The organism is Achromobacter sp. 10T422 (genome assembly GCF_056394065.1).
Genome location: NZ_JBFTHD010000002.1, coordinates 437,332 through 459,562, shown reverse-complemented (window position 1 = coordinate 459,562; position 22,231 = coordinate 437,332). Strand labels below are relative to the sequence as shown.

Here is a 22,231-nt window from a genome sequence, read left to right as displayed (position 1 = left end):
TCTGATTATTTCTTTTGCGGCAGGTAGATCTGGTCGAAGGTGCCGCCATCACTGAAGTGATCTTTCTGCGCCTTGCGCCAGCCGCCGAAGATCTTGTCGTCGATGGTGACGAGCTTGACCTTGGGGAACTTGCTTTCGTACTTGGCGGCGACCGTCTTGTCGATGGGCCGGTAATAGTTCTTCGCAATGATTTCCTGCGCGGCGGGTGTGTACAGGAATTCCAGATAGGCCTGCGCGGCGGCGCGGGTGCCCTTCTTGTCGACGATCTTGTCGACGATGGCCACCGGCGGTTCGGCCAGAATGGACAGCGACGGCACCACGATGTCGAACTTGTCCGGACCCAGCTCTTCCAACGCCAGGAAGGCTTCGTTTTCCCAGGCCAGCAGCACGTCGCCCACACCGCGTTCGACGAAGGTGGTGGTGGCGCCGCGTGCGCCCGTATCCAGCACCGGCACATGCTTGAGCAGGTCGCCGACATACGCGCGGGCTTTCTCTTCGCTGCCGCCGTTCTTCTCCAGCGCATAGGCCCAGGCGGCCAGATAGTTCCAGCGCGCGCCACCCGAGGTCTTCGGGTTCGGGGTGATGACTTGCACGCCGTCTTTCACCAGATCGTCCCAGTCCTTGATGGCCTTGGGGTTGCCCTTGCGCACCAGGAACACGATGGTGGACGTATAGGGCGAGCTGTTTTGCGGCAAACGGGTCTGCCAGTTCTCGGGCACCAGGCCGCGGTCGGCGATGGCGTCGATGTCATAAGCCAGCGCCAGCGTCACCACGTCGGCTTCCAGCCCGTCGATGACCGAGCGCGCCTGGCGGCCGGAACCGCCGTGGGATTGGCGGATCGTCAGGTCGACGTTGGCCTTTTCCTTGTACTGCTTGATGAAGGCGTCATCGATGGCGCGATAGAGCTCGCGCGTCGGGTCGTAGGACACGTTCAGCAAGGTCTGTTTTTGCTGCGCGTGAGCCGGGGCGATCGCCGCCAGCGAAACTGTCACCGCCGCCAACGCGGCCAACCAACCGGCTTTCCTGAAAGACATCCCTTGCTCCCTGTATTTGGCAATGTGGAAGCAAGTGTGCTGGCAGGACATTCTGAACGGAACGAATCATTTTTTGATTGCTCATCGCCTCCAGGCATATAGGACAAGTCTTACGCATAAAAAAAACCACCGCGTTTCCCTATGAGAAAGGCGGTGGTTCGGGCGGCTGAACGCCGCGTTCGGATGGGGAGGTCTACCCCCCAAATTCCGAATTTACTTATTCGGTTGCGGCGTAATGCGCAGGTACGGGCGCACGGCCTTGTAACCCTTGGGGAACTTCTGCTTGATCACGGCTTCGTCTTGCAGGGACGGAACGATGATCACATCGTCGCCATCTTCCCAGTTGACCGGCGTGGCCACGCTGTGGCTGTCGGTCAGTTGCAGCGAATCAATGACGCGCAGGATCTCGTTGAAGTTACGGCCCGTGCTGGCCGGATACGTGATGATCAGGCGCACCTTCTTGTTCGGATCGATGATGAACACCGAACGCACCGTCAGGGTGGCGTTGGCATTCGGGTGGATCATGTCGTAGAGCTCGGAAACCTTGCGGTCCTTGTCGGCCAGGATCGGGAAATTGACCTTGGTCGATTGCGTGTCGTTGATGTCTTCGATCCACTTCGAGTGGGAATCGGTGCCGTCCACCGACAAGGCCAGCACCTTCACGTTGCGCTTGGCGAACTCGTCAGCCAGCTTGGCCGTGTAGCCCAATTCGGTCGTGCACACCGGCGTGAAATCGGCCGGGTGCGAAAACAGCACGCCCCAACTATTGCCCAGATACTCGTGGAAGCGGATGGGGCCGGCCGAGGATTCCTGCTCGAAATCGGGGGCGGTATCGCCCAGACGTAGATGACTMATGGTGTCTCCTATGCAATGCAGTTGAGAGGGGCTCGTGTGAAACGATTCTTCCATCAAACCTTCGGTGGAGGAAATACGCAAGCCATATAACCTTATGCAATATCTGAAGCCGCTCCGCAAGCGTCTGCGATGACGCCAGCGCGCACCGCCGCGGACAGCGCCAATGCGCGCGGCAGGATGTGCGCGGCATAGAACAATCCGGTTGCGATCTTTGACGAATGGAACGGGTCGGTGGACCCCGCGGCAATGTGCTTGCGGCAGGCCAGCACGGCACGCGCCATCTGCCAGCCGCCATGCACCACGCCCGCCAGCATCAGGTACGGCACGCTGCTGGAATAAACGGCCCGGACGTTGGCGGCCGACTGCTCAAGAATAAAGCCCACGCCGGCTTCATAGGCCTGAATGGCGCTGTCCAGGTTGTCGCGCAGCAGGCGCAGCGCATCGCGCTCGTTCGCCGCCGCCCGGGTCGATTCCGCTTCCACCGCACGCAGCGTTTCGCGCATCGCCGCGATGGCCGCGTAGGCGGTGGCGCCGCCGTCACGCTGCGTCTTGCGGCCAACCAGATCATTGGCCTGAATGGCGGTGGTGCCTTCGTAGATGGGAAGAATGCGCGCGTCGCGGTAAAACTGAGCCGCGCCCGTTTCCTCGATGAAGCCCATGCCGCCGTGCACCTGAATGCCCAGCGAGGCAACTTCCACGGCCATTTCGGTGGAATAGCCCTTCACCACCGGCACCATGTATTCGTAAAAAGCGCGGTTGCGTGAACGCTGTTCCGGGTCAGGATGATGCGTGCCCTTGTCGTGCGCCGCGGCCGTCACGTAGGACACCGCACGCGCCGCTTCCGTCAGCGCCTTCATCGTCAACAACATGCGCTGCACATCCGGGTGATGCACGATGGCCACCGGCCCTGGCGACCCTTCCACCGCGCGGCCCTGCACGCGTTCGCGCGCATAGGCAAGCGCATGCTGATACGCGCGTTCAGACACGCCTATGCCCTGCTGGCCCACCGAGTAGCGCGCCGCGTTCATCATGATGAACATATATTCCAGGCCGCGATTCAGCTCGCCCACCTGATAGCCCACCGCGCCTTCGCCGACATCGCCCTTGCCCGAGCCGTACAGCAGCTCGGCCGTCGGGCTGCCATGGATGCCCAGCTTGTGTTCCAGCGATGCGCACCACACGTCGTTGCGCTTGCCCAGGCTGCCATCGGCATTGACCAGGAACTTCGGCACGATAAAGAGCGAGATGCCCTTCACACCCGCCGGCGCATCCGGCGTGCGCGCCAACACCAGGTGGATGATGTTCTCAGCCAGGTCGTGTTCGCCGAACGTGATGAAGATCTTCTGCCCGAACAGGCGGAACGTGCCGTCGTCCTGGCGCACCGCGCGCGTGGCGACCTGGGCCAGATCCGACCCGGCCTGCGGCTCGGTCAGGTTCATGGTGCCCGTCCATTTGCCGGCGATCAGGTTCGGCACATATTGCTTGCGCTGCGCCTCCGACCCCACCGTCAGCACGGCTTCGATCACGCCGTCCGTCAGCATCGGGCACAAGGAAAACGCCAGACTGGCCGCCTGGATATTTTCGCCCGGCGCTGCCGCCACCAGCTTCGGCAGCCCTTGCCCGCCCCACATCTGCGGGTGCTGCAAGCCCTGCCAGCCGCCTGCCGCATAGTCCTTGAACCCTTGGGCATAGCCGGGCGTGGTCGTGACCTGCCCATCTTTCCAGACGGGCGGCTGCGTATCGCCTGGCACGTTAAGGGGCGCCACGGCCTGCTCAACGAAGCGGCCGTTCTCGTCCAGGATGGCGTCCACCAGGTCGGGGGTAACCTCTTCAAACCCGGGCAGTTTCAGGATGGCGTCCAGGCCGGCAAGCTCTTTCAGCGCGAAGCGGAAATCCTGTAGCGGGGTGACATAGGGCATTGCGTCTCCGTGGGCAAATGACAGCGAGGCGCCGGGCGCCTCGTGTCTACTGCGATTCTTGATGTGTGCGGTTTAACTCAGATGGTACGCCAATGACACAATGATCGGCCCCAGCACCGGCAGCAACACGTTGGCGATCGCGTAAGTAACGGTGTACCCCAACAGCGGCACGGAGCTGCCGCTGGCATTCAAGATGGCGCTGATTGCGGGTGTGCTGACGTGCTGGCCGGCAATGGCGCCCACCAGCAGGGGCCCTTCAATCTTCAGGATCTTGTGGCCCACCCATAGCGACAGGCAGGCAGGCCCCAGTGACACCAGCAAGCCAATCAACGGCAGCACGGCGCCGTGCTCTCGGATCAGCGACACCGCCTCCGGCCCCGCCGACAATCCCACGCAGGCCACAAATACGGCCAGCCCCAAGTCTTTCAGCAGCTGCACGGCGTGGCCGGGGATATGACCCAATGAAGGCCGCTTGGCGTTGATCCAACCGCAGACCAGGCCACTGACCAGCGCCCCGCCGCCACTGCCCAGGGACACCGGAATGCCCCACATGCGCGCGCTCAGGCTGCCGATCATCAGCCCGGCAAGAATGCCGAAGGCCAGAAACACCAGGTCCGTAATACCGCTGCGGCGCAGTTCGTTACCCAGCGCCGCACCGGCTTCCGACAATTCAGGCTCGGTGCCCACCAGCGTGACCAGATCGCCATACTGCACGACGGTGGCCGGCGTCAGCGGCAACACATGGCCGGAACGCATGATGGATTGCACGAAGACGCCGCGCGCCCGGCGCGCACCGGGCCGCTTGGACAGTTCGGCCACCGTGTGTCCGTTAATGGCCTTCTTGTTAACGATTACCGCCAGCTCGCTCAGCTGAAGGTCATCCACATGGCCTTCAGGCAGCTGGATCTCGGGGCCGACGACCGACCCCGCGCGCAGCGCAAATCGGCGCAAGCCCAGCACCACGACGATATCGCCCGTCTTCAGCGTGTCTTCGGGCGTGGCGTCCACCACTTCGCCATTGCGCAGAATACGGCTGATCACCGTGCGTCCGCCCAATTGCGCTTCAACGTCGCCCACGTGCATGCCGTCGGCGTCCTTGACCACATGGGCGCGCCCGACCAGGCGCGGCAAGGTGGGCAGGTTGGCTTCTTCGCTGTCGCCCGAGGCCACGCCCAGCTTCTCTTCCAACGCTTTGGACGCCTCGCGCAGGTTGATGCGCAACAGCGCGGGCGCGACCTGGCTGGTGAAGAAGACGATGCTGATCAGGCCCACCAGGTACGTCAGCGTGTAGGCCGTGGCGATGTTGGCCTCCATGCGCTGCACTTCGGCGTCGGCCAGCCCCAGATGCTTGAGCGCTTCGGCCGCCGTACCCACCACCGCCGATTCCGTCGCCGCCCCCGCCGCAAGACCCGCTGCCGTGCCGGCATCCAGGCCAAACAACGGCACCGCGGCCAGCACGATGGTCAGCACCAGCAGCGCCTCGATGATCGGCAACGCGATGTAGCGCAGGCTGGAACGGTTCAGGTTGGCGAAGAACTGCGGGCCACCGGAGTAGCCCATGGCGAAGATGAACAGGGCGAACGCAACCTCTTTCAAGTCGCCGCGCATCTGGCAGCCCGTCTGGCCGATCAGCAGGGCGACGATGAGTGTTCCGCACACTCCGCCCAGCTGAATCGGCCCGACCTTGAGCTTGCCGATCAGGTATCCCAAACCCACCGTCACGAACAACACAGCGATGGGGACGCTATTGAAAAACCCGATTGAGCACGTCATGAGGTCATGTCGCCCTGTAGTTGCCTGCGTCTGCTAGCGTGCGGTCGCCTTCTTGGCCGACTTGGCGGCGGTATCCGCCTTCTTCACTGCCTTTTTCACCGCCGTCTTGGCTACCTTCTTCGCCGCCGTCTTGGCGGCCTTCTTGGCGGCGCCTGCCTTGAGCGTCTGACCCTTGCCTGCCGTCGGGCCCGAACGCACCAGCTCGGACGCCTTCCAGGCTTCGACGTACTCGGTCGCGCACTCGACCATGTACTTGCCGATCTTGGCGTAGTCACCGTCGTCCAGGTTCGCCAGCGAGATACGGATCGACCACGGCGGGCCGCCAAAACCGCCCCCATCCATCAGCACCACGCCTGACTTCTCGGCCAGACGGAACAGGAAGTCCACCGGTTCGTAGTTGCTCGTCATGTACTTGCAGAAGGCGTCGCCATACATGACCTTGGCCCAGACCATGAAGTCCAGTTCCACGTAATACCAGCCGCGCATCGGATCTTCGGGCGGCAGCGGAATGCCCAGCCCGCTCCACAGAGAATCGCGGCGGGCGCGCACGATCTGCATGGTCAGATGCTTGTAGGCGTCCTTCAGGTCCAGCAGGTGGGACAGCGCAAAAAAGCCCATCTGCACCTGCTGCGGCAGAGACAGGCCCGCCGTATGGTTCAGCGCCACGTTGCGGCTGTCGGCCACCATGCGGTCGATGAACTTGAGCTTCTCGGGTTCCATCGTCATGGCGCCGTAGCGCTTGTTCAGACGCTGTTTCCACGACGCCGGCAGTTCAGCGATGCGGCGGTCCATCGTGTTCTTCTCGTGCGTGGCAATAACGCCCAGGCGCCAGCCCGTGCACCCGAAGTTCTTCGAGAAGGAATACACGCAAATGGTGTTGTGCGGCACTTCAGCCATCAGCGAACGGAAGTTCGGCACGAAGGTGCCGTACACGTCATCGGTCACCAGCACCAAGTCAGGATTCTTGCGGATCAGGCGCACGATCTGCTTCATCTCGACCGGGCTGAACGCCACTGACGGCGGGTTGCTGGGGTTCACCGTCACGGCCAGCTTGATCTTCGGATTCTCAAGCTTGGCGATTTCGGACGCCGGATAGTGCCAATCGTGCGTGCCGTCGGCGCGCATGCTGTTGGCATTGATGGCCACAATCTTGAACTGGAAGCGCTCAAGGTGGGCAATTTCGATATACGGCGTAAACGTCGGCAGGAACAGCGCGATAGTGTCGCCCTGCTTCAGCAGGCCGTTCTGCATCAGCGAGTCAAAGATGTAGCACATGGCGGCGGTGCCGCCTTCAACCGGGAACAGATCGAACTTGCCCTTGGGCGGGCGGCCGTCGCACATTTCCTTGATCAGGTAGTCGTGCACGATCTGTTCGATATGCACCAGCGCGMGCGGCGGCACAGGGTAGTTGTCGCCGATGATGCTGTCGGTCAGTTCATGAATCCATTCATCGGGGTCGAAGTTCTTGATCTTCACGCCGTACTCAAGCACCCCGACCAGAAAGTCGTAGCCGTCTTCGCCCTTGTGCTTGGACAGGAATTTGCGCAGGCGGTCCGCGCAGCCCTTCTTGCCCGGCATGCCCGCCAGAATGGCGTCATCGCGCACGCGGCGGGCTTCCTTCATGGCGAACTGGCCCAACAGGAAGAAGGCGTCGCGCGGCTCGGTGGCGATCCAGTTCGGATTGCCGCGGCCAGCGTTCAACATGGTCAAGGCAGCCGTGTGCTGATTGTCCTTGGCCAGCGTAATCAGATAATCCTTCAGCTCAAAGGGAGACAACTGCTCAAGGTCGCGCTGGCGCGAACGGGTGGTTTTCAAGGCCGAGGCCAGGCTGACGGTAAGAGGCGCGGTGGAAGCCATTTTTCAGTACTCCTGTTTGCGTTGTGATTAGCGCTTGCCGGGGTAGTGCGAGCGAGCGTGCCCGCCGCCCCGGTGTGCTGCCCGCAAGCCACGAGGCTTGCGGGGCGTCCCACTAAGTCATGAGCATGACGATGACAATGCCCCAGATGATGAGCAGGGTATTGCCGATCGCATAAGGCACCGTGTAGCCCAGGGCGGGCACCTGGCTTTTCGCCGTTTCGGTGATTTGGCCGATCGCAGCCGTGGTCGTGCGAGCGCCTGCGCAGACGCCCAGCACGATGGCCGGATGGAATTTGAAGACATAGCGGGCGATGAACACGCCCAGAATCATTGGCACACTGGTGGCGATGATGCCGGCCACAAAAAGCTTGGCTCCCAATTGCTGGAAGCCCTGGACAAAGCCTGGCCCGGAGGTAATGCCGACCACGGCCACAAAGGCCGTCAACCCGACTGAGGTCAGGAACCAGTGCACGGGCTCCGGCACGCGGCCGAAGGTTGGGTGCACAGAACGCAGATAGCCGAAAATCAGGCCGGAAATCAGCGCGCCGCCAGACGTCGACAAGGTGATGGGAATGCCACTGACCGTCAGCACCAGCGAGCCGAACAGGCCGCCCAGCAAGATGCCGAAGCCCACGAACACCATGTCGGTCTGCTCGGTCGCGCGGTCCACATACCCCAGCCTGCCCACCACGCGTTCAACGTCACGCTTGGCGCCCAGGATGAACAGGCGATCGCCGCGGTCCAGCTTCAAGCCCCAATTGACGGGCATCTCATGGCCGCCACGCACCACCTTGCGCAGGAACACGCCGCGGCCCAGTTGGCGCACGGTCTCGTTTTCCGCGAGTTCCTTGAGCGTCTTGCCGGCCACATTCTTGTTGGTCAGCACCACTTCAACGATCTCGGCAGGCAGGTTGATCACGTCGCGGTCTTCAACCTCGTTGCCGATAATGCCGCCGGCCTGCAAGACCAGCGCGTCATGGCGCCCGGTCACGCCCAGCACATCGCCGGCCTGGAGCACGGTGGTGGAGTCGTTATCGATGATTTGATCGCCGCGCCGAATACGTTCGACGAACACACGCGCATCGACGAACTTCGCTTCCAGTTCGCCAACCGTCTTGCCGATGAGTTCGGCGTGATCCAGCTTGTAGGCGCGCGCGGTGAACTTGCGGTAGCCGGACAGCTCCATGGAGTCGCTGCTGCCGGACATCTTGGCTTCGTATTCCTTGCACTCTTTGACGATGTCCACGCCCATCAGCTTCGGGCCCAGCGAGGCCAGCAGCCACGCGCTGCCAACGGTGCCAAAGATGTAGCAGACCGCGTAGGCGACCGGGATGCTGTCGATCCACTGCTTCTTGGTTGCGGCATCGACGCTCAGGCCGTTGATCGTGTCCGTGGCCACGCCCATCACTGCGGAAATCGTTTGCGCGCCGGCCAGCAGCCCCGCACCGGTGCCGGCATCAAAGCCAAAGCCCACGGCGGTTGCCCACGTGACCAACAAGCAGATAACGCAAATGATGACCGCGAAGATAACCTGGGGAAGGCCATCGCTTTTCATGCCGCGGAAGAATTGTGGTCCGACGCCGTAGCCTAGACCGAAGAGGAAAAGCAGGAAGAACACCTGCTTGAGAATGGGGGCAATCGTGATGTCTAGTTGTCCGACCAGCACACCGACCAGCAAAGTACCTGTTACCGCGCCTAAATTAAAACCAAAAAGCTTTTTGGCTCCGATCCAATACCCTAAACCGAGGGTCAGAAAGATCGCTAATTCAGGGTACTTCCGCAATGTGTCAAAGAACCAATCCATCCCGAATCTCCTTCGTTCTGTACAGGCCAAGCACGTGCGCGAACAATCCCGATGCGCGCGGAACACATTATCAGAATCTTTCAGAAATTCAAAAGAAATACGACAGACGAATTAGATCGTCGCAAAATATCGGAGACGAAAAAAAGCCCGTGGACGTTAATCCACGGGCTCTTCAAACACCTTGAACAGGCGGCTTACAGCGCGCCAGTCAGTTCGGGCACAACCTGGAACAGATCGCCCACCAAACCATAATCGGCCACGCCGAAAATCGGGGCTTCGGGATCTTTGTTGATGGCCACAATGACCTTCGAATCCTTCATGCCGGCCAAGTGCTGGATGGCGCCCGAGATACCCACGGCCACGTACAGCTGCGGCGCAACAATCTTGCCCGTCTGGCCCACTTGCCAGTCGTTCGGCGCGTAGCCGGCGTCGACCGCAGCGCGCGAAGCGCCCAGCGCCGCGCCCAGCTTGTCAGCCAGCGGGTCCAGGATCTTGAAGTTTTCGGCGCTGCCCAGACCGCGGCCGCCCGACACCACCACGCGCGCACCGGCCAGTTCAGGACGGTCGCTCTTGGCGACTTCGCGGCCCACGAACGTGGACTTGCCCGAATCGGCAACGGCGGCAATTTCTTCCACCGCAGCCGAACCGCCTTGCGCCGCAACGGCGTCAAAGCCCGTCGTGCGCACGGTGATGACCTTCACGGCGTCGGCCGATTGCACGGTGGCAATGGCGTTACCCGCATAGATCGGGCGCTGGAACGTGTCGGCGGATTCCACGCCGATGATGTCCGAAATCTGCGCCACGTCGAGCTTGGCCGCAACGCGCGGCGCCACGTTCTTGCCCGAGGCGGTAGCCGGGAACAGGATGTGGCTGTAGTTCGATGCCACGGCCAGCACTTGGGCGGCGACGTTCTCAGCCAGGCCGTCGGCCAGTTGCGGCGCGTCGGCCAAGAGGACCTTGGCGACACCGGCAGCGGCGGCGGCCTGATCGGCCACGGCGCGCGCGTTGGCGCCAGCGACCAGCACGTGCACGTCGCCTCCGATCTTGGCGGCGGCGGCGACGGCGTTCAGGGTTGCGCCCTTCAACTGGGCGTTATCGTGTTCGGCAATAACCAGCGTCGTCATGTTCAGACCACCTTCGCTTCGTTCTTGAGTTTGTCCACCAGGGCAGCAACGTCAGCCACCTTGATGCCTGCCTTGCGGGCGGGCGGCTCGCTGACCTTCAGCGTCTTCAGGCGCGGCGCGGCATCAACACCCAACTCTTCGGGCGTGACGGTGTCCAACTGCTTCTTCTTGGCCTTCATGATGTTCGGCAGCGTGACGTAACGCGGCTCGTTCAGGCGCAAGTCGGTGGTGACGATAGCCGGCAGCGTGAGCGTCAGCGTTTCCAGGCCGCCGTCCACTTCGCGCGTGACCGTGACCTTGCCGTCGGCGAGTTCAACCTTGCTGGCGAACGTGGCTTGCGGCCAGTCCAGCAGCGCGGCCAGCATCTGGCCGGTTTGGTTGGCGTCGTCGTCGATGGCTTGCTTGCCCAGGATGACCAGTTGCGGCTGCTCTTTGTCGACCAGCGCCTTCAACAGCTTGGCGACAGCCAGCGGCTGCAGTTCGGCATCGGTCTGGACCAGCACGCCGCGATCGGCGCCAATGGCCATGGCGGTGCGCAGCGTCTCCTGGCATTGCGCAACGCCGCAAGAAACCGCCACGACTTCAGCGACGGCACCCTTCTCTTTCAACCGGGTCGCTTCTTCGACGGCGATTTCGTCAAAGGGGTTCATGGACATCTTCACATTGGCGATATCCACGCCAGTCTGATCCGACTTGACGCGCACCTTGACGTTGTAGTCAACGACGCGCTTGACAGGTACCAACACCTTCATCCCGCAGCCTCCAAATGGAAATAATTACCCGGCATGCGCCGGGATCGCATTGCACAATTTTTTCCTGATTCTACAGCTTAGCCAGCGCTCGTATATGCGCAACCACGCTGCGACCCAGGGCAGATAAGTTGTAACCACCTTCAAGCGTACTGACGATCCGCCCCTGACAGTGGCGTTCGGCCACATCGACGAGCTGTTCCGTTATCCACGCATAGTCGGCTTCCACCAGGCCCATCTGGCCCATGTCGTCCTCGCGGTGCGCGTCAAAGCCTGCTGACACAAGGATCAGTTCCGGCCGGTGCGCGTCGAGCTTCGGCAGCCAGGTGTCGGTGACGATCGTCCTGACGGCGGCCCCGCCCGTATAGGCGGCCACCGGCACGTTGATCATGTTGTCGGCCGGGTGCTCGGCGCCGCTGTTGGGAAAGAACGGATGCTGGAAGAAGCTGCACATCAGCACGCGCTCATCGCCCGCGAACACGTCTTCGGTGCCGTTGCCGTGGTGCACATCGAAGTCAACGATGGCCACGCGCGACAGGCCGTGAAACTCCAGCGCATGGCGCGCCGCAATGGCCACGTTGTTCAAGAAGCAGAACCCCATCGCCTGGGAACGGCAGGCGTGGTGCCCGGGCGGACGCACCGCGCAGAACGCCGTGCGGGCCTCGCCGCCCATCACCGCATCCACCGCCGCCACGCCCGCGCCGGCGGCATACAGCGCGGCTTCATAGGTGTGGGGATTCATCAGGGTGTCCGGATCTATCGGGTAATACCCTTGGTCCGGCGTATGTTCTCGCAAACTGTCCAGATACTGGACGGTGTGCACGCGCAGCACGTCATGGCGCGACGCCTGAGGCGCCTGCCGGTCGTCCAGATAGGGCATCAAGCCGCTGGCTAATAGCTGGTCGGAAATGGCGTCCAGCCTCTGTGGGCTTTCGGGATGCCAACTGCCCATTTCATGCAAGCGGCATGCGGGGTGGGTAAGATACATGGTCTCCATAAGGAAGATTATGTTCATCTGTCGGCGATTACTGCAACTCGGAGCGCTTTCCGCCCTGTTGGCGGGCTGCTCCACCACCGCTCCCTCTGCCCCGAATTCCCTTGCCACCCAACCGGTGGCCGCCTCTGGCAACACAGCTATCCGCATCGGACCTAGTACGCCGACACCAGGCTCCGAACTGCCGGACGACGCGCCCGCCACGCTGACCGCCACCGGCGCCTTGCGGCCGGAAGTGCGTGCGTTCGTGGAAGAACTGGCCGCCGAACGCAACCTGCCGCTGAACCCCATGGTGAAGGCGCTGGAAAGTTCGCGCTACAACGCCACGGTGTCGCGCCTGATTGCGCCCGCCCCGCCGGGCAAGAAGATCTGGCGCAGCTGGCTGACGTACCGCTCGCGCTTTGTCGAGCCCAAGCGCATCGGCTGGGGCGTGGAGTTCTATAACGAAAACCGCGACCTGCTCAATCAGGCCGCGCAGCGCTTTGGCGTACCCGCGCCCATCATTGCGTCGATCATCGGAGTCGAAACGCTGTATGGCCGCAACATGGGCAACTTCCGGGTGCTGGACGCGCTGGCCACGCTGGCCTTTGACTACCCCGATCCCAACAAGCCCGAACGCGCCACGATGTTCCGCGGCCAGTTAGGCGACTTCCTGACGCTGGTCATGAAAGACAAGCTGGAACTGGAAACGCGGGGCTCGTACGCCGGCGCCATCGGCATGCCGCAATTCATGCCGACCAGCATCATGCATTACGCGGTGGACGGCGACGACAACGGCCATATCGACCTGACGAACAACACGCAGGACGCCATCATGTCGGTGGGCAGCTTCCTGGCCCAACATGGCTGGCAACGCGGTCTGCCGGTGTTCGCACCCGTGGTGCTGCCGGCTGATCCGACAGCGCTTGTCGATGGCGGCCTGGAACCCAAGCAAAGCTGGAGCGCCCTGTCAGCCGCAGGCGCTCGCCTGCAACCGGGCGCGTCGGCCACGGGTTGGGCAGGCCAGCCGCTGGGCGTGGTCGACTTGGTGGAAGAGGCCCGGGGCACCGCCCAGTACCGCGTAGGCACGCCCAACTTTTTCGCGCTGACGAAATACAACCGCAGCTACTTCTACGCCACGTCGGTCGCTGATCTGGCCGCTGAGATTGAAGCCCGCGTGAACCGCTGATCTTCTTGTCAGAAAAAAGCGGTGCCTGGGCGTGAGTCCAGGCGCCGCTTTTTCATGCGTACCGCCGAATGCCTCAGGCCGCCTCGCCCAAGTTGGCCGACGGCCTCACACGGTGGCCACCGGCGTGACGGGCGAGCCCACCGCGCCCGGCAGGTTCAGAGGCGGGGCTGTCAGCAAAAACCGGCTGCGTCCATTGGTTTGCAACCATCGCGCAAGCTGGCCCAAATACCACATCTCGCCAATCGGCATGCCCAGCTTGAAGATGCAATGATGATGCAGCGGCAACGCGGCGCAGCAGGCGTTGGGCTTTTGCGTGGGGTAGATCTCCAGCGCATGGTTGTCGGATGCCATCGCCGCCACTTTCGAATCCGAAATCCATTGCAGCAGCTTCTCGTCGCTGCCATCCAGGCCCGCGCAGATCTCGTGCAGCGTATGCGCATCCGGCTCGCGGTTCTTCTCCAGCAAGGCGTCGCCGAACTCGGTGTGGAACAGGACGATATCGCCCCGCTCGATCTCGATCCGATCGCTTTCCAGAATACGCATCAGATCGTCATAGCCGACGGATTTCTGTGCCCGGCCATAGTGCTTGGCCAAGTCGACCATCACGCCGCGGCTTTGCAAGCAGGATTCAGCCAGCTGCGTGATGTCCAGCTTCTTGGCATTTGACGCCACGCCCTGCCCCAGATCGGTCTTGGCAAAACCGTTGTCTACGTCGTAGTCCACCGGGCCGACCACGTGATCATTGGGCCGGTAGCCGTTGTAGTAGACGCGTTCAGGCAGGCCGTCGCCATTCGCATCGAACAACGCGCCTACGTGCGCCAGGGAATCCCACTGCGTCGAGTACTGCAGGCTCATTTCGACAATATCGTCGCTCAGCACGTCCACGCAGCCCGGACGCAGGCGCCCCAGCGGGAAATTCATGTACTGGTCGCCGTCCCGTTCCGTGGGACGCAGCTTGGGCGGAAGACGCCTGACATTCACACCATTGCCGCCGGGATAGTCCAGCGGCAGCGACAGGCAGAAGCTCAGGCCCTGGCGGACTTCGCCTATGCCCATCAACACGTTCTCGGGAGTGATGTAATTCAGGCAACCGCGCTGATCGTCAGGCCCAAAGTCTCCCCAGTTCGATCCTTCGGGACGGTTCTTCCATCTCATGCGTCGCAACTCCTTGGCGTTGAAAGCGGATTGACATAAATTTATCACGTATAGGATACTAACATCATGGATGTGAAAACAGCTGCTCGAGTTCTGGATGTACTGAACCTCTTTGCCGAGGAGCAGAAGCCATTGCTGTACAGCGAAATCGCCGCCCAGATGCAGATCCCGCTGTCCAGTTGCCATGGCTTGCTCAAAACCATGGTGGCCCGCGGCTATCTCTATGAAATCGGCAAGAAGCACGGCTATTACCCGACCCAAAAGCTGATCCACGTCGCCACGCTGATTTGCCGCAGCGACCCCTTGAATGCGGTCATCGAACCCGTGCTGGAACGAGTCCGCGACCTGACCGGGGAAACCGCCCTGCTGGCCAAGCTGGCCGACGACAAGGTCGTCTACCTGATCGTGGCTGAATCCAAGCAGACGATCCGCTTCTCCCACCAGCCCGGCGGATTCAAAGCGGTGCACGCCACCAGCTCAGGCAAGGCGCTGTTGTCCGTACTGCCGCCGGAGGAACGCCAAAAATGGTTCAAGGCCTATAGCGGATTCACTGCGTTCACGGACAGCACTATCACCGCCCGCGATACCTTTGATTGCGACCTGCAGGCAGGAGTCGCGCGGGGCTGGCAGCGTTCGGTCGGTGAAAACGTCGAAGACGTGATGTCCGTATCGCTCGGGTTCCGGGCCTATGAACAACCCTTTGCCATTGTGGTGGCCGGCCCCCTGGGCCGCATGCTCAAAAACGAAGCCACCACTGGAAAACAACTGGAAGAGGTCAAGGCGCTGCTGCATGCGGCCCTGCCCTCCGCCAACCTCACCTTTGTTGGAGAAGACAGTAGATGAACAAACGCAGCTTTCTTGCCGCGGCATGCACGATGATCACCACCGCCGGACTCCCCTTGGCCGGCGCGCAAGCGCAAGGCACTTATCCGGACAAACCGATACGCGTCATCATGCCGTGGGCGGCTGGCGGCCCGACCGATGTGGTGGGCCGTGTGGTCGCAGTGCAAATGGGGGAAATTCTGGGCCAGCCGCTGGTCATTGAAACCCGCGCAGGCGCCAGTGGCACAATCGGCGCGGCTCAGGTCGCCCGGGCCCCCGCTGACGGCTACACGCTGCTGATGAATCCGTCCGTTCAGGGTATCTACCCCGCCCAGTTCAAGAACCTGAGTTTTGACCCGATCAAGGACTTCAGGATGGTAGGCGTGTTGGGCACGGTGCCGATGGTGGCTGTCGTCCCGCCCACCTCCAAGTTCAAGACCTTTGCCGACCTGATCCAGCACGCCCGCGCGCAGCCGGGCACACTGACCTTCGCCTCCCCCGGGATCGCCACGCTGCCGCATCTGGCCGGTGAACTGATCAATACGTCCACCAAGGCCTCCATCTCGCACGTTGGATACCGCGGCAGCAGCCCGGCCCTGACCGATGTCGCAGGCGGCCATGTCGATCTGATGTACGCCCCGCTGGCGCCTGCGCTTCCGCTGATCCAGAGCGGCAAGGTCGTTCCGCTTGCCGTCACCACCAAAACGCGGCTGGCCGATCTTCCCAACGTGCCCACCATCGCCGAAACCGTGCTGCCCGACTTCGATATCGTCACGTGGTACGGCATGTGGGTGCCCAAGGATACGCCCGAGCCCATCATCGCCAAGCTCAACAAAGCCATGGTCGAGGCGTCGAAATCATCGAAGGTCGTCGAAGCCCTGAAATCGCAGGGCACGCTGCCCAGCACGATGGGCTACCAGGAAGCGGAAGCCTTCAATATTGCGGAAAGCGCACGCTGGATCAAGGTCATGAAAGACGCGAATATTCAGCCTGAATAACGCAGGACTGCCACGCGGCGCTTACGGCCGCATGGCAGTCCCGCAATGGAAACAGCCCGGCCAGGAAAGGCTATTCCTGGGCCGGGCTGTTTGCTTCGGCAGCCCGTCAGGCTGCCGAAAAACCAGATATCAGTTGAACACGCCGGTGGACAGATAGCGGTCGCCGCGGTCGCACACGATGAAGACGATGGTGGCGTCATTGACGCGTTCGGCCACGCGCAGCGCAGCGACCAGCGCGCCAGCGGACGAGATACCGCCAAAGATGCCCTCTTCCGCGGCCAGCCGGCGCGCCATGACTTCGGCTTCCGATTGCTCGATGGATTCATACGCATCGACGCGGCTGCGGTCGAAGATCTTCGGCAGATAGGCCTCGGGCCATTTACGGATGCCCGGAATCTGCGAGCCTTCTGCGGGTTGTGCGCCCACCACCTGCACCGCCGGATTGCGCGACTTCAGGTAAGTCGACACGCCCATGATCGTGCCCGTCGTACCCATCGCGCTGACGAAATGCGTGATGCGCCCATCAGTCTGGGTCCAGAGTTCAGGCCCCGTGGTTTCGACGTGCGCGCGCGGGTTGTCGGGGTTGGCGAATTGATCCAGCACCACGCCCCGGCCGTCTGCCTGCATTTCAGTGGCCAAGTCGCGCGCGTACTCCATGCCGCCCTTGTCGGCCGGCGTCAGGATCAATTCCGCGCCATAGGCCGCCATGGCCGCCCGGCGTTCCACCGACAGGTTGTCCGGCATGATCAAAATCATGCGGTAGCCCTTCATCGCAGCCGCCATGGCCAGGGCAATGCCCGTGTTGCCGCTGGTGGCTTCAATGAGGGTATCGCCCGGTTTGATGTCGCCGCGTGCTTCCGCGTGATTGATCATCGACAAGGCCGGGCGGTCTTTCACGGAACCGGCGGGATTATTGCCTTCCAGCTTGGCCAGGATGACGTTGCCACGCGCGGCGCCCGCGGCACCCGGAATGCGCTGCAATCGGACCAGCGGCGTGTTGCCGACGGTCTGCTCGATAGTGGGATAGGTAGTAGTCATGCGGTCGATCATAACTCCGCCCGGCGGCAGACGCGGCGAAAAGCCGCGCTCCCGCCAGGGGTTCCCGAGTGAATTTCCGAGTGGCTGGGAAGCTCAGGGCCGCACGGCGGCCGCAGAGCCGGACCCACCGGCTGGAACGCCAGCAGACTTGCCGGCGGCTCTGGACCCAGACTTGGCCGCAGCCCCGGCGCCAGCCCCCGTCGCCGGCTTGGCTTCACCCGGTTTGGCGACTTCCGTCGCGCTGCCCGCGGCCCCCTTGCCCACCGCGGATGACGGCTCCCCGTCGCCCACCTGCAAGCCTGCCGCTTGCAAGGCCTGCGCCTTTTTCTGACCGATACCGCGCACCCGTTCGGCCAGGTCTTCAAACGATTCGAACTTGCCGCCCCGGTCGCGCTCGGCAATGATGACTTCGGCCGTGCGCGGGCCGATGCCGCGAATCGTCTCCAATTGTTGGGCGTTGGCCTGATTGACGTCCAGCGCGTGGGCCTGGGGCGCGACAAAGCCTAGCCCGACCGTGACCAACAGTGCCCCCATTGCACGCCGCAACGCATGCCGGCCACGCTTTGCACGCATGGCCGCCATCGGCGGACGAAGCGCGTGGGTTGACGAGCACGGCAGCAATCCGGTGGGGGTGGACTCGATAAATGAATTCATGGGTGTCTCCTGAATGGATCTGTGCACAACGGTTGTTGCGCCACCCCTGGATGATGGCCGCCCGCCCCGCGCTTGGGCCGCGCAGTGAACGGATTGATCCACCTCGGCAACTACGCAGACGAAAAAAAAGCCACCAAATCGGTGGCTTCTTTTTTCACGACATGCGCCGCGCGAATTGCAGCACTCGTGCAGCACTGATGCAGCACTTATTGCAGCGCTCAATCAAGCACTTATCGACGCGCGCGCCAGTACCGCACGTACTCGGCCACGCCCGTCTGCACATCCCGCATCGGGGCGTAAAAGCCCGCCGTGCGCAGCTGCGTCACATCGGCTTGCGTATAGCTTTGATAGCGCCCCTTCAGATCGTCCGGGAACGGGATGTAGCGGATGAGATCCAGCTCCACCAATTGCGCGAGCGTCAATTCGGCTTCGCCACGTTCCGCGCGCAAGGTGTTCACCACGGCCGCCGCCACGTCATTGAACGGCTGGGCGCGCCCGGTGCCGCAGTTGAAGATGCCCGACTGTTCCGGGTGATCCAGGAAGTGCAGGTTGACCGCCACCACGTCTTCCACCGAGATGAAATCGCGGCTCTGCCCGCCGTCCACGTAACCGTCCCAGCCCGCAAACAGGCGCACATGGCCGTGTTCCAGGAACTGGTTCATGTTGTGGAACGCCACCGAAGCCATGCGACCCTTGTGTTGCTCGTGCGGGCCGTAGACGTTGAAATAGCGCAGGCCAACAACCTGCGCGGTCAGGCTGTTCATGCGTTTGCGCAGGACCTGGTCGAACAGCAGCTTGGAGTAGCCGTAGACGTTCAACGGGCCTTCGTTGGCAGGATCTTCGACATAGATCGACGACCCGCCATAAACGGCAGCGGACGACGCATACAGGAACGGAATGCGGCGCTCCTGACAGAACTCGAACAACTCCAGCGTGACGCGGTAGTTGTTGTCCATCATGTAGCGGCCGTTGCGCTCGGTCGTGTCCGAACACGCGCCCTGGTGCAGCACGGCGCGCACGGCGGGCAGGCTGCCGTCAACGACGCGGCGGCGAAAGTCGTCCTTGTCCATGTACTCGGCGATCTGGCAATCGACCAGATTGACGAACTTGTCGCCCTCGGTCAGATCGTCCACCGCGATGATGTCCGTGATGCCGCGGCGGTTCAGCCCGCGCACCAGATTGCTGCCAATGAAGCCTGCGGCTCCGGTTACGACGATCATGAGGGTTCTCCTGCCAATTCCGCGGCGGTGACGACGGACGTGCCCAGCTTGCCCACGGCAATGCCGCCGGCCTTGTTGGCCCAGCCCATCGCCTCGGCCCACGGCAAGCCGATGGCGCGCGAGACGGCCAGCGTGGCCAGCACGGTGTCGCCCGCGCCGGACACATCGAACACCTCGTGCGCTTGCGCATCGATGTGGTCACGTCCGGTATCGGTAAACAAAGTCATGCCCTGCTCGGAACGCGTCACAAGCAAGGCTTCCAGGTCCAGGTCAGCGCGGAGGCGCTGCGCGCGATCGGTCAGTTCAGCTTCGGAATTCCAGCGGCCCACGGCCTGCTGCATTTCCGAACGGTTCGGGGTAACAAGCGTTGCGCCACGATAGCGCGCGTAGTCATCGCCCTTGGGGTCCACCAGCACCGGGATGCCTGCATGGCGCGCCATGGCCACCAGCGACTCGACGCGGGTCAGCACGCCCTTGGCGTAGTCGGACAGCACAACGATGTCGTGGTTGGCCAGATGACGCGCCAGCGCGGCGTCAACACTGTCGAGTGCGGCCTGCTCCGGATGCTGTTCAAAGTCCACGCGCAGCAGCTGCTGCTGGCGGCCCAGCACGCGCATCTTCAGCGTGGTGTGCAAGGATGGGTCGGCGATCAGGTCAGCCTGGATGCCGGCTTCAGCGGACAAACGGCGGATGCTGTCGCCCGCCTCGTCCGCGCCCAGCACGCCCACAAGCGTCACGTGGCCGCCCAAGGCCGCCACGTTGCGCGCCACGTTGGCGGCGCCGCCCAGGCGGTCTTCGCGACGCGCAACGCGCACCACCGGCACCGGCGCTTCCGGCGAGATGCGTTCGACTTCACCGAACCAGTAGCGGTCCAGCATGATGTCGCCGACCACGAGAACGCGGCTATGCGAAATGGCTTCGGCGGGGAAAGGCTTCATTCAAGTTCTTCCAGACGGCGCGGCGCGTAGGTTTCCCAGGCGTTGCAGCCGGGACATTGCCAGTAAAAACGACGCGCTTGAAAACCGCAACTACGGCACGCATAGCGGTCCAGCCGTTGCGTATGCTTGTGGATCAGACTGCGCAACAGCGTCAGATCGGCGCCAGGCACCGGCCCTTGCTCGGCGCCCGCATCCGGGTTGGCCAGCTCGGCTTCCAGCAAGCGATCCAGGCCCAGCAGGGACGGATGACTGCGCAGCGCACCCCGCGCAAACGCCCAAGCCACGACCGAGCCCTGTTGCACGCGCAGCTCGCGGAACACGACGTTGAAGAGATCCAGCGACGCATGGCGCTGATATTGCTTTTGCAGGAAGTCCAACCCCGCTTCCACCTGATTCGCGGCGCGGTAATTGGCCAGCAACTGCTCGGCGACGAGTCCCGCAAATTCGGGGGCGTCGGTCATGACCGACTCCAGGTACAGCCGTTCGCGCTTGGGATCTTGCTCCATCAACGCCAGGCGGGCGCGCAGCATGGCAGTGCGCACCATCGCGCCCTTGCCCGCGGCCGGGTCGGTCGTGGACAAGGCGTGATCAGCGGCGTCCAGCGCCTTGTGCGCGGCATCCACATCCGCCGGCTTGGCGGACAGCGCCGTCTGCGCCTGTTCGCAGTAGTAGTGCACGATCTGCGGCACCGGCTCATCAACCAAACCTTGCAAGGTCTTGACGGCTTCAATCGCGCGCGGCCAGTCGTGTTCGGATTCAAAAATCCGGATCAGCGAACGCAAGGCGGGCAGCGCATAGCGCGTGTCCTTCAATTGCTCGAACCCGCTTTCGGCGCGATCGAGCATGCCAGCCTTGAGGAAGTCTTGCGCCAATTCATGCTGCGCGTGCTCACGCTCGGCAGCCGGCAGGTCGGAGCGGCTTAGCAGGCTTTGATGCACGCGGATGGCGCGTTCCATCTCGCCACGGCGGCGGAACAGGCTGCCCAGCGCAAAGTGCAGCTCGGTCGTTTCCGGGTCCAGTTTGGCGACTTCGACAAAGGCGTCAATTGCGCGGTCGGGTTCCTCGTTGAGCAGGAAGTTCAGGCCCCGGAAATACGAGTCAGGCAGGCTGCGGGTTTCCCGAAGCATTTGCCGGATATCGAAGCGCGCGGCCAACCAGCCCAGCGCGAACAACACCGGCACGAAAATCAACCACCAAGGTTCAAAATCCACGTTTCGGGCTCTTGCGGTAATTCAGTGCGAAATTGACGGCGTGCAAGGATCGGCGCGCCATTACAGCGGCGACATCGGCGCAACGGCTTCGGGCGGCACGACAGGCGTGGTGCCATTCACCGCAGCCTGCACGCGGTCCAGCTCGCGGCGCAAGCGGATGGCTTCGCGGCGGCGGCGCATGGCGGCGGGCACGGTCAGCAGCAGGCCAAACAAGGCGCCCGCCACAAACACCACCAGCATCACGACGATCAACGGCACGTCTTGCACGACGTAGTCCGCGTAGAACTTCACGGCAACCGGATCGGTGTTCTTCAAGGCGAACATCAATACCGCAATAAACACGAGCAATCGCAGGGCCCAGACTAGATAGCGCATGACGCATGCTCCAAAGAATTCAAGACTGTCAATTGTAAGCGACGTCTTAAAGGTCCCAAGAAAAAAAATCCCCGCATCACGGCTGCACGGCGGCGGCCGGAAAAAACAAAGCCCCTTGATTTCTCAAGGGGCCTGTTCTCGGTCCGATCTGCCCGTAGGCAGCCTTTACTAGCCGATACGTCAATGCATGGCGTGCAAACCTGCCATGGACGCCATCGGTTCACTCGATCCAGAAGATTGAGCGTCCTCGTCATTGCCGCCGACCAGGTCTACCCGTTCGCGCAATTCCTTGCCCGCCTTGAAGTGCGGCACCTGTTTACCAGGCACCAGCACTTGTTCGCCGGATTTCGGATTGCGACCGATGCGGGGAGACCGCTGCGACAACGAGAAGCTTCCAAAACCGCGGATCTCGATGCGCTGACCCGAGGCCAGGGCCTGGGTCATTGCATCCAGAACGGTCTTGACCGCGTAATCGGTGTCGCGGGCGGCCAGCTGAGGATAGCGGGCCGCCAAGGCGGCGATCAGCTCCGACTTGGTCACGAA

20 protein-coding genes are annotated in these 22,231 nt (G+C 62.6%); 3 read left to right on the top strand and 17 right to left on the bottom strand.

Features of this window, described 5'->3' with window-relative positions:
• Positions 1–5: 5 nt before the first annotated feature.
• The 9 genes from AC1DB0_RS06190 to AC1DB0_RS06150 all read right to left on the bottom strand — a co-directional run bounded on the left by AC1DB0_RS06190 (position 6) and on the right by AC1DB0_RS06150 (position 12,112).
• The gene (locus AC1DB0_RS06190; RefSeq protein WP_054423699.1) at positions 6–1,034 is read right to left on the bottom strand and encodes a sulfate ABC transporter substrate-binding protein; all 1,029 of its coding nucleotides are present in this window, start codon (positions 1,032–1,034) and stop codon (positions 6–8) included.
• 213 nt (positions 1,035–1,247) lie between these two features.
• Positions 1,248–1,889, bottom strand: a complete 642-nt coding sequence (locus tag AC1DB0_RS06185; protein ID WP_054423700.1) for a peroxiredoxin — start codon at positions 1,887–1,889, stop codon at positions 1,248–1,250.
• A 92-nt stretch (positions 1,890–1,981) separates the two neighbouring features.
• Entirely contained in the window at positions 1,982–3,808 is a 1,827-nt protein-coding gene (locus AC1DB0_RS06180; protein WP_346552336.1) for an acyl-CoA dehydrogenase, read from the bottom strand.
• Between the two features lie 72 nt (positions 3,809–3,880).
• Positions 3,881–5,581, bottom strand: a complete 1,701-nt coding sequence (gene aspT / locus AC1DB0_RS06175) for an aspartate-alanine antiporter (RefSeq protein WP_054423702.1) — start codon at positions 5,579–5,581, stop codon at positions 3,881–3,883.
• Positions 5,582–5,614: 33 nt separating this feature from the next.
• The gene (locus tag AC1DB0_RS06170) at positions 5,615–7,438 is read right to left on the bottom strand and encodes a bifunctional aspartate transaminase/aspartate 4-decarboxylase (protein WP_476758623.1); all 1,824 of its coding nucleotides are present in this window, start codon (positions 7,436–7,438) and stop codon (positions 5,615–5,617) included.
• 112 nt (positions 7,439–7,550) lie between these two features.
• Positions 7,551–9,242 carry an aspartate-alanine antiporter gene (aspT, locus tag AC1DB0_RS06165; protein ID WP_054423706.1) on the bottom strand — a complete coding sequence of 564 codons (1,692 nt, stop codon included), beginning with the start codon at positions 9,240–9,242 and terminating at the stop codon, positions 7,551–7,553.
• Between the two features lie 194 nt (positions 9,243–9,436).
• Complete coding sequence (locus tag AC1DB0_RS06160) at positions 9,437–10,366, bottom strand: electron transfer flavoprotein subunit alpha/FixB family protein (protein WP_054423708.1); 930 nt, start codon at positions 10,364–10,366, stop codon at positions 9,437–9,439.
• Positions 10,367–10,368: 2 nt separating this feature from the next.
• Positions 10,369–11,118 (bottom strand): electron transfer flavoprotein subunit beta/FixA family protein, encoded by a 750-nt coding sequence (locus tag AC1DB0_RS06155; RefSeq protein WP_054423710.1) that lies wholly within the window; start codon positions 11,116–11,118, stop codon positions 10,369–10,371.
• A gap of 70 nt (positions 11,119–11,188) precedes the next feature.
• Positions 11,189–12,112, bottom strand: a complete 924-nt coding sequence (locus AC1DB0_RS06150) for a histone deacetylase family protein (protein WP_082387094.1) — start codon at positions 12,110–12,112, stop codon at positions 11,189–11,191.
• Between the two features lie 10 nt (positions 12,113–12,122).
• Here AC1DB0_RS06150 and mltB point away from each other — a divergent pair, with 10 nt between their 5' ends.
• Positions 12,123–13,277 carry a lytic murein transglycosylase B gene (gene mltB / locus AC1DB0_RS06145; RefSeq protein ID WP_476757647.1) on the top strand — a complete coding sequence of 385 codons (1,155 nt, stop codon included), beginning with the start codon at positions 12,123–12,125 and terminating at the stop codon, positions 13,275–13,277.
• A 105-nt stretch (positions 13,278–13,382) separates the two neighbouring features.
• On the opposite strand, the gene AC1DB0_RS06140 is transcribed toward mltB, so the two are convergent.
• On the bottom strand, positions 13,383–14,432 hold the full coding sequence (locus tag AC1DB0_RS06140) for a cyclase family protein (RefSeq protein WP_175169675.1): 1,050 nt from the start codon (positions 14,430–14,432) through the stop codon (positions 13,383–13,385).
• Positions 14,433–14,498: 66 nt separating this feature from the next.
• Between AC1DB0_RS06140 and AC1DB0_RS06135 the strand changes: the two genes are divergently transcribed.
• Both AC1DB0_RS06135 and AC1DB0_RS06130 read left to right on the top strand, forming a co-directional pair.
• A complete protein-coding gene (locus AC1DB0_RS06135) occupies positions 14,499–15,275 on the top strand; it encodes an IclR family transcriptional regulator (RefSeq protein WP_476757648.1) in 777 nt (258 codons plus the stop codon).
• Positions 15,272–16,252: a Bug family tripartite tricarboxylate transporter substrate binding protein gene (locus AC1DB0_RS06130; protein WP_476757649.1), complete on the top strand. Its 981-nt coding sequence runs from the start codon at positions 15,272–15,274 to the stop codon at positions 16,250–16,252. The genes AC1DB0_RS06135 and AC1DB0_RS06130 overlap by 4 nt, the downstream gene beginning before the upstream one ends.
• A 129-nt stretch (positions 16,253–16,381) precedes the next feature.
• Here AC1DB0_RS06130 and cysM read toward each other — a convergent pair whose 3' ends face one another.
• From cysM to AC1DB0_RS06095, 7 genes are all read right to left on the bottom strand, one after another.
• A complete protein-coding gene (gene cysM, locus AC1DB0_RS06125; RefSeq protein ID WP_054424663.1) occupies positions 16,382–17,290 on the bottom strand; it encodes a cysteine synthase CysM in 909 nt (302 codons plus the stop codon).
• A gap of 93 nt (positions 17,291–17,383) precedes the next feature.
• Positions 17,384–17,944: a ComEA family DNA-binding protein gene (locus tag AC1DB0_RS06120; RefSeq protein WP_054423725.1), complete on the bottom strand. Its 561-nt coding sequence runs from the start codon at positions 17,942–17,944 to the stop codon at positions 17,384–17,386.
• 230 nt (positions 17,945–18,174) lie between these two features.
• Entirely contained in the window at positions 18,175–19,164 is a 990-nt protein-coding gene (rfaD, locus tag AC1DB0_RS06115) for an ADP-glyceromanno-heptose 6-epimerase (RefSeq protein WP_054423726.1), read from the bottom strand.
• Positions 19,161–20,102: a D-glycero-beta-D-manno-heptose-7-phosphate kinase gene (rfaE1, locus tag AC1DB0_RS06110; protein WP_175169671.1), complete on the bottom strand. Its 942-nt coding sequence runs from the start codon at positions 20,100–20,102 to the stop codon at positions 19,161–19,163. Before rfaE1 ends, rfaD begins: the two co-directional genes overlap by 4 nt.
• On the bottom strand, positions 20,099–21,313 hold the full coding sequence (gene lapB, locus AC1DB0_RS06105; protein WP_054423732.1) for a lipopolysaccharide assembly protein LapB: 1,215 nt from the start codon (positions 21,311–21,313) through the stop codon (positions 20,099–20,101). The genes rfaE1 and lapB overlap by 4 nt, the downstream gene beginning before the upstream one ends.
• Before the next feature lie 60 nt (positions 21,314–21,373).
• Positions 21,374–21,688 carry a LapA family protein gene (locus AC1DB0_RS06100; protein WP_050447861.1) on the bottom strand — a complete coding sequence of 105 codons (315 nt, stop codon included), beginning with the start codon at positions 21,686–21,688 and terminating at the stop codon, positions 21,374–21,376.
• A 180-nt stretch (positions 21,689–21,868) separates the two neighbouring features.
• The gene (locus AC1DB0_RS06095; RefSeq protein WP_054423734.1) at positions 21,869–22,228 is read right to left on the bottom strand and encodes an integration host factor subunit beta; all 360 of its coding nucleotides are present in this window, start codon (positions 22,226–22,228) and stop codon (positions 21,869–21,871) included.
• Between the last annotated feature and the right edge of the window lie 3 nt (positions 22,229–22,231).

What these genes read in the sequence shown, in the direction of transcription:
- AC1DB0_RS06160 (WP_054423708.1), bottom strand. Translation starts at nt 10,366, where the DNA reads ATGACGACGCTGGTTATTGCCGAACACGATAACGCCCAGTTGAAGGGC.
- mltB (WP_476757647.1), top strand. Translation starts at nt 12,123, where the DNA reads ATGTTCATCTGTCGGCGATTACTGCAACTCGGAGCGCTTTCCGCCCTG.
- rfaD (WP_054423726.1), bottom strand. Translation starts at nt 19,164, where the DNA reads ATGATCGTCGTAACCGGAGCCGCAGGCTTCATTGGCAGCAATCTGGTG.
- AC1DB0_RS06100 (WP_050447861.1), bottom strand. Translation starts at nt 21,688, where the DNA reads ATGCGCTATCTAGTCTGGGCCCTGCGATTGCTCGTGTTTATTGCGGTA.
- AC1DB0_RS06140 (WP_175169675.1), bottom strand. Translation starts at nt 14,432, where the DNA reads ATGAGATGGAAGAACCGTCCCGAAGGATCGAACTGGGGAGACTTTGGG.
- AC1DB0_RS06130 (WP_476757649.1), top strand. Translation starts at nt 15,272, where the DNA reads ATGAACAAACGCAGCTTTCTTGCCGCGGCATGCACGATGATCACCACC.
- rfaE1 (WP_175169671.1), bottom strand. Translation starts at nt 20,102, where the DNA reads ATGAAGCCTTTCCCCGCCGAAGCCATTTCGCATAGCCGCGTTCTCGTG.
- AC1DB0_RS06180 (WP_346552336.1), bottom strand. Translation starts at nt 3,808, where the DNA reads ATGCCCTATGTCACCCCGCTACAGGATTTCCGCTTCGCGCTGAAAGAG.
- aspT (WP_054423702.1), bottom strand. Translation starts at nt 5,581, where the DNA reads ATGACGTGCTCAATCGGGTTTTTCAATAGCGTCCCCATCGCTGTGTTG.
- AC1DB0_RS06135 (WP_476757648.1), top strand. Translation starts at nt 14,499, where the DNA reads ATGGATGTGAAAACAGCTGCTCGAGTTCTGGATGTACTGAACCTCTTT.
- aspT (WP_054423706.1), bottom strand. Translation starts at nt 9,242, where the DNA reads ATGGATTGGTTCTTTGACACATTGCGGAAGTACCCTGAATTAGCGATC.
- AC1DB0_RS06155 (WP_054423710.1), bottom strand. Translation starts at nt 11,118, where the DNA reads ATGAAGGTGTTGGTACCTGTCAAGCGCGTCGTTGACTACAACGTCAAG.
- AC1DB0_RS06190 (WP_054423699.1), bottom strand. Translation starts at nt 1,034, where the DNA reads ATGTCTTTCAGGAAAGCCGGTTGGTTGGCCGCGTTGGCGGCGGTGACA.
- AC1DB0_RS06120 (WP_054423725.1), bottom strand. Translation starts at nt 17,944, where the DNA reads ATGAATTCATTTATCGAGTCCACCCCCACCGGATTGCTGCCGTGCTCG.
- AC1DB0_RS06150 (WP_082387094.1), bottom strand. Translation starts at nt 12,112, where the DNA reads ATGGAGACCATGTATCTTACCCACCCCGCATGCCGCTTGCATGAAATG.
- cysM (WP_054424663.1), bottom strand. Translation starts at nt 17,290, where the DNA reads ATGACTACTACCTATCCCACTATCGAGCAGACCGTCGGCAACACGCCG.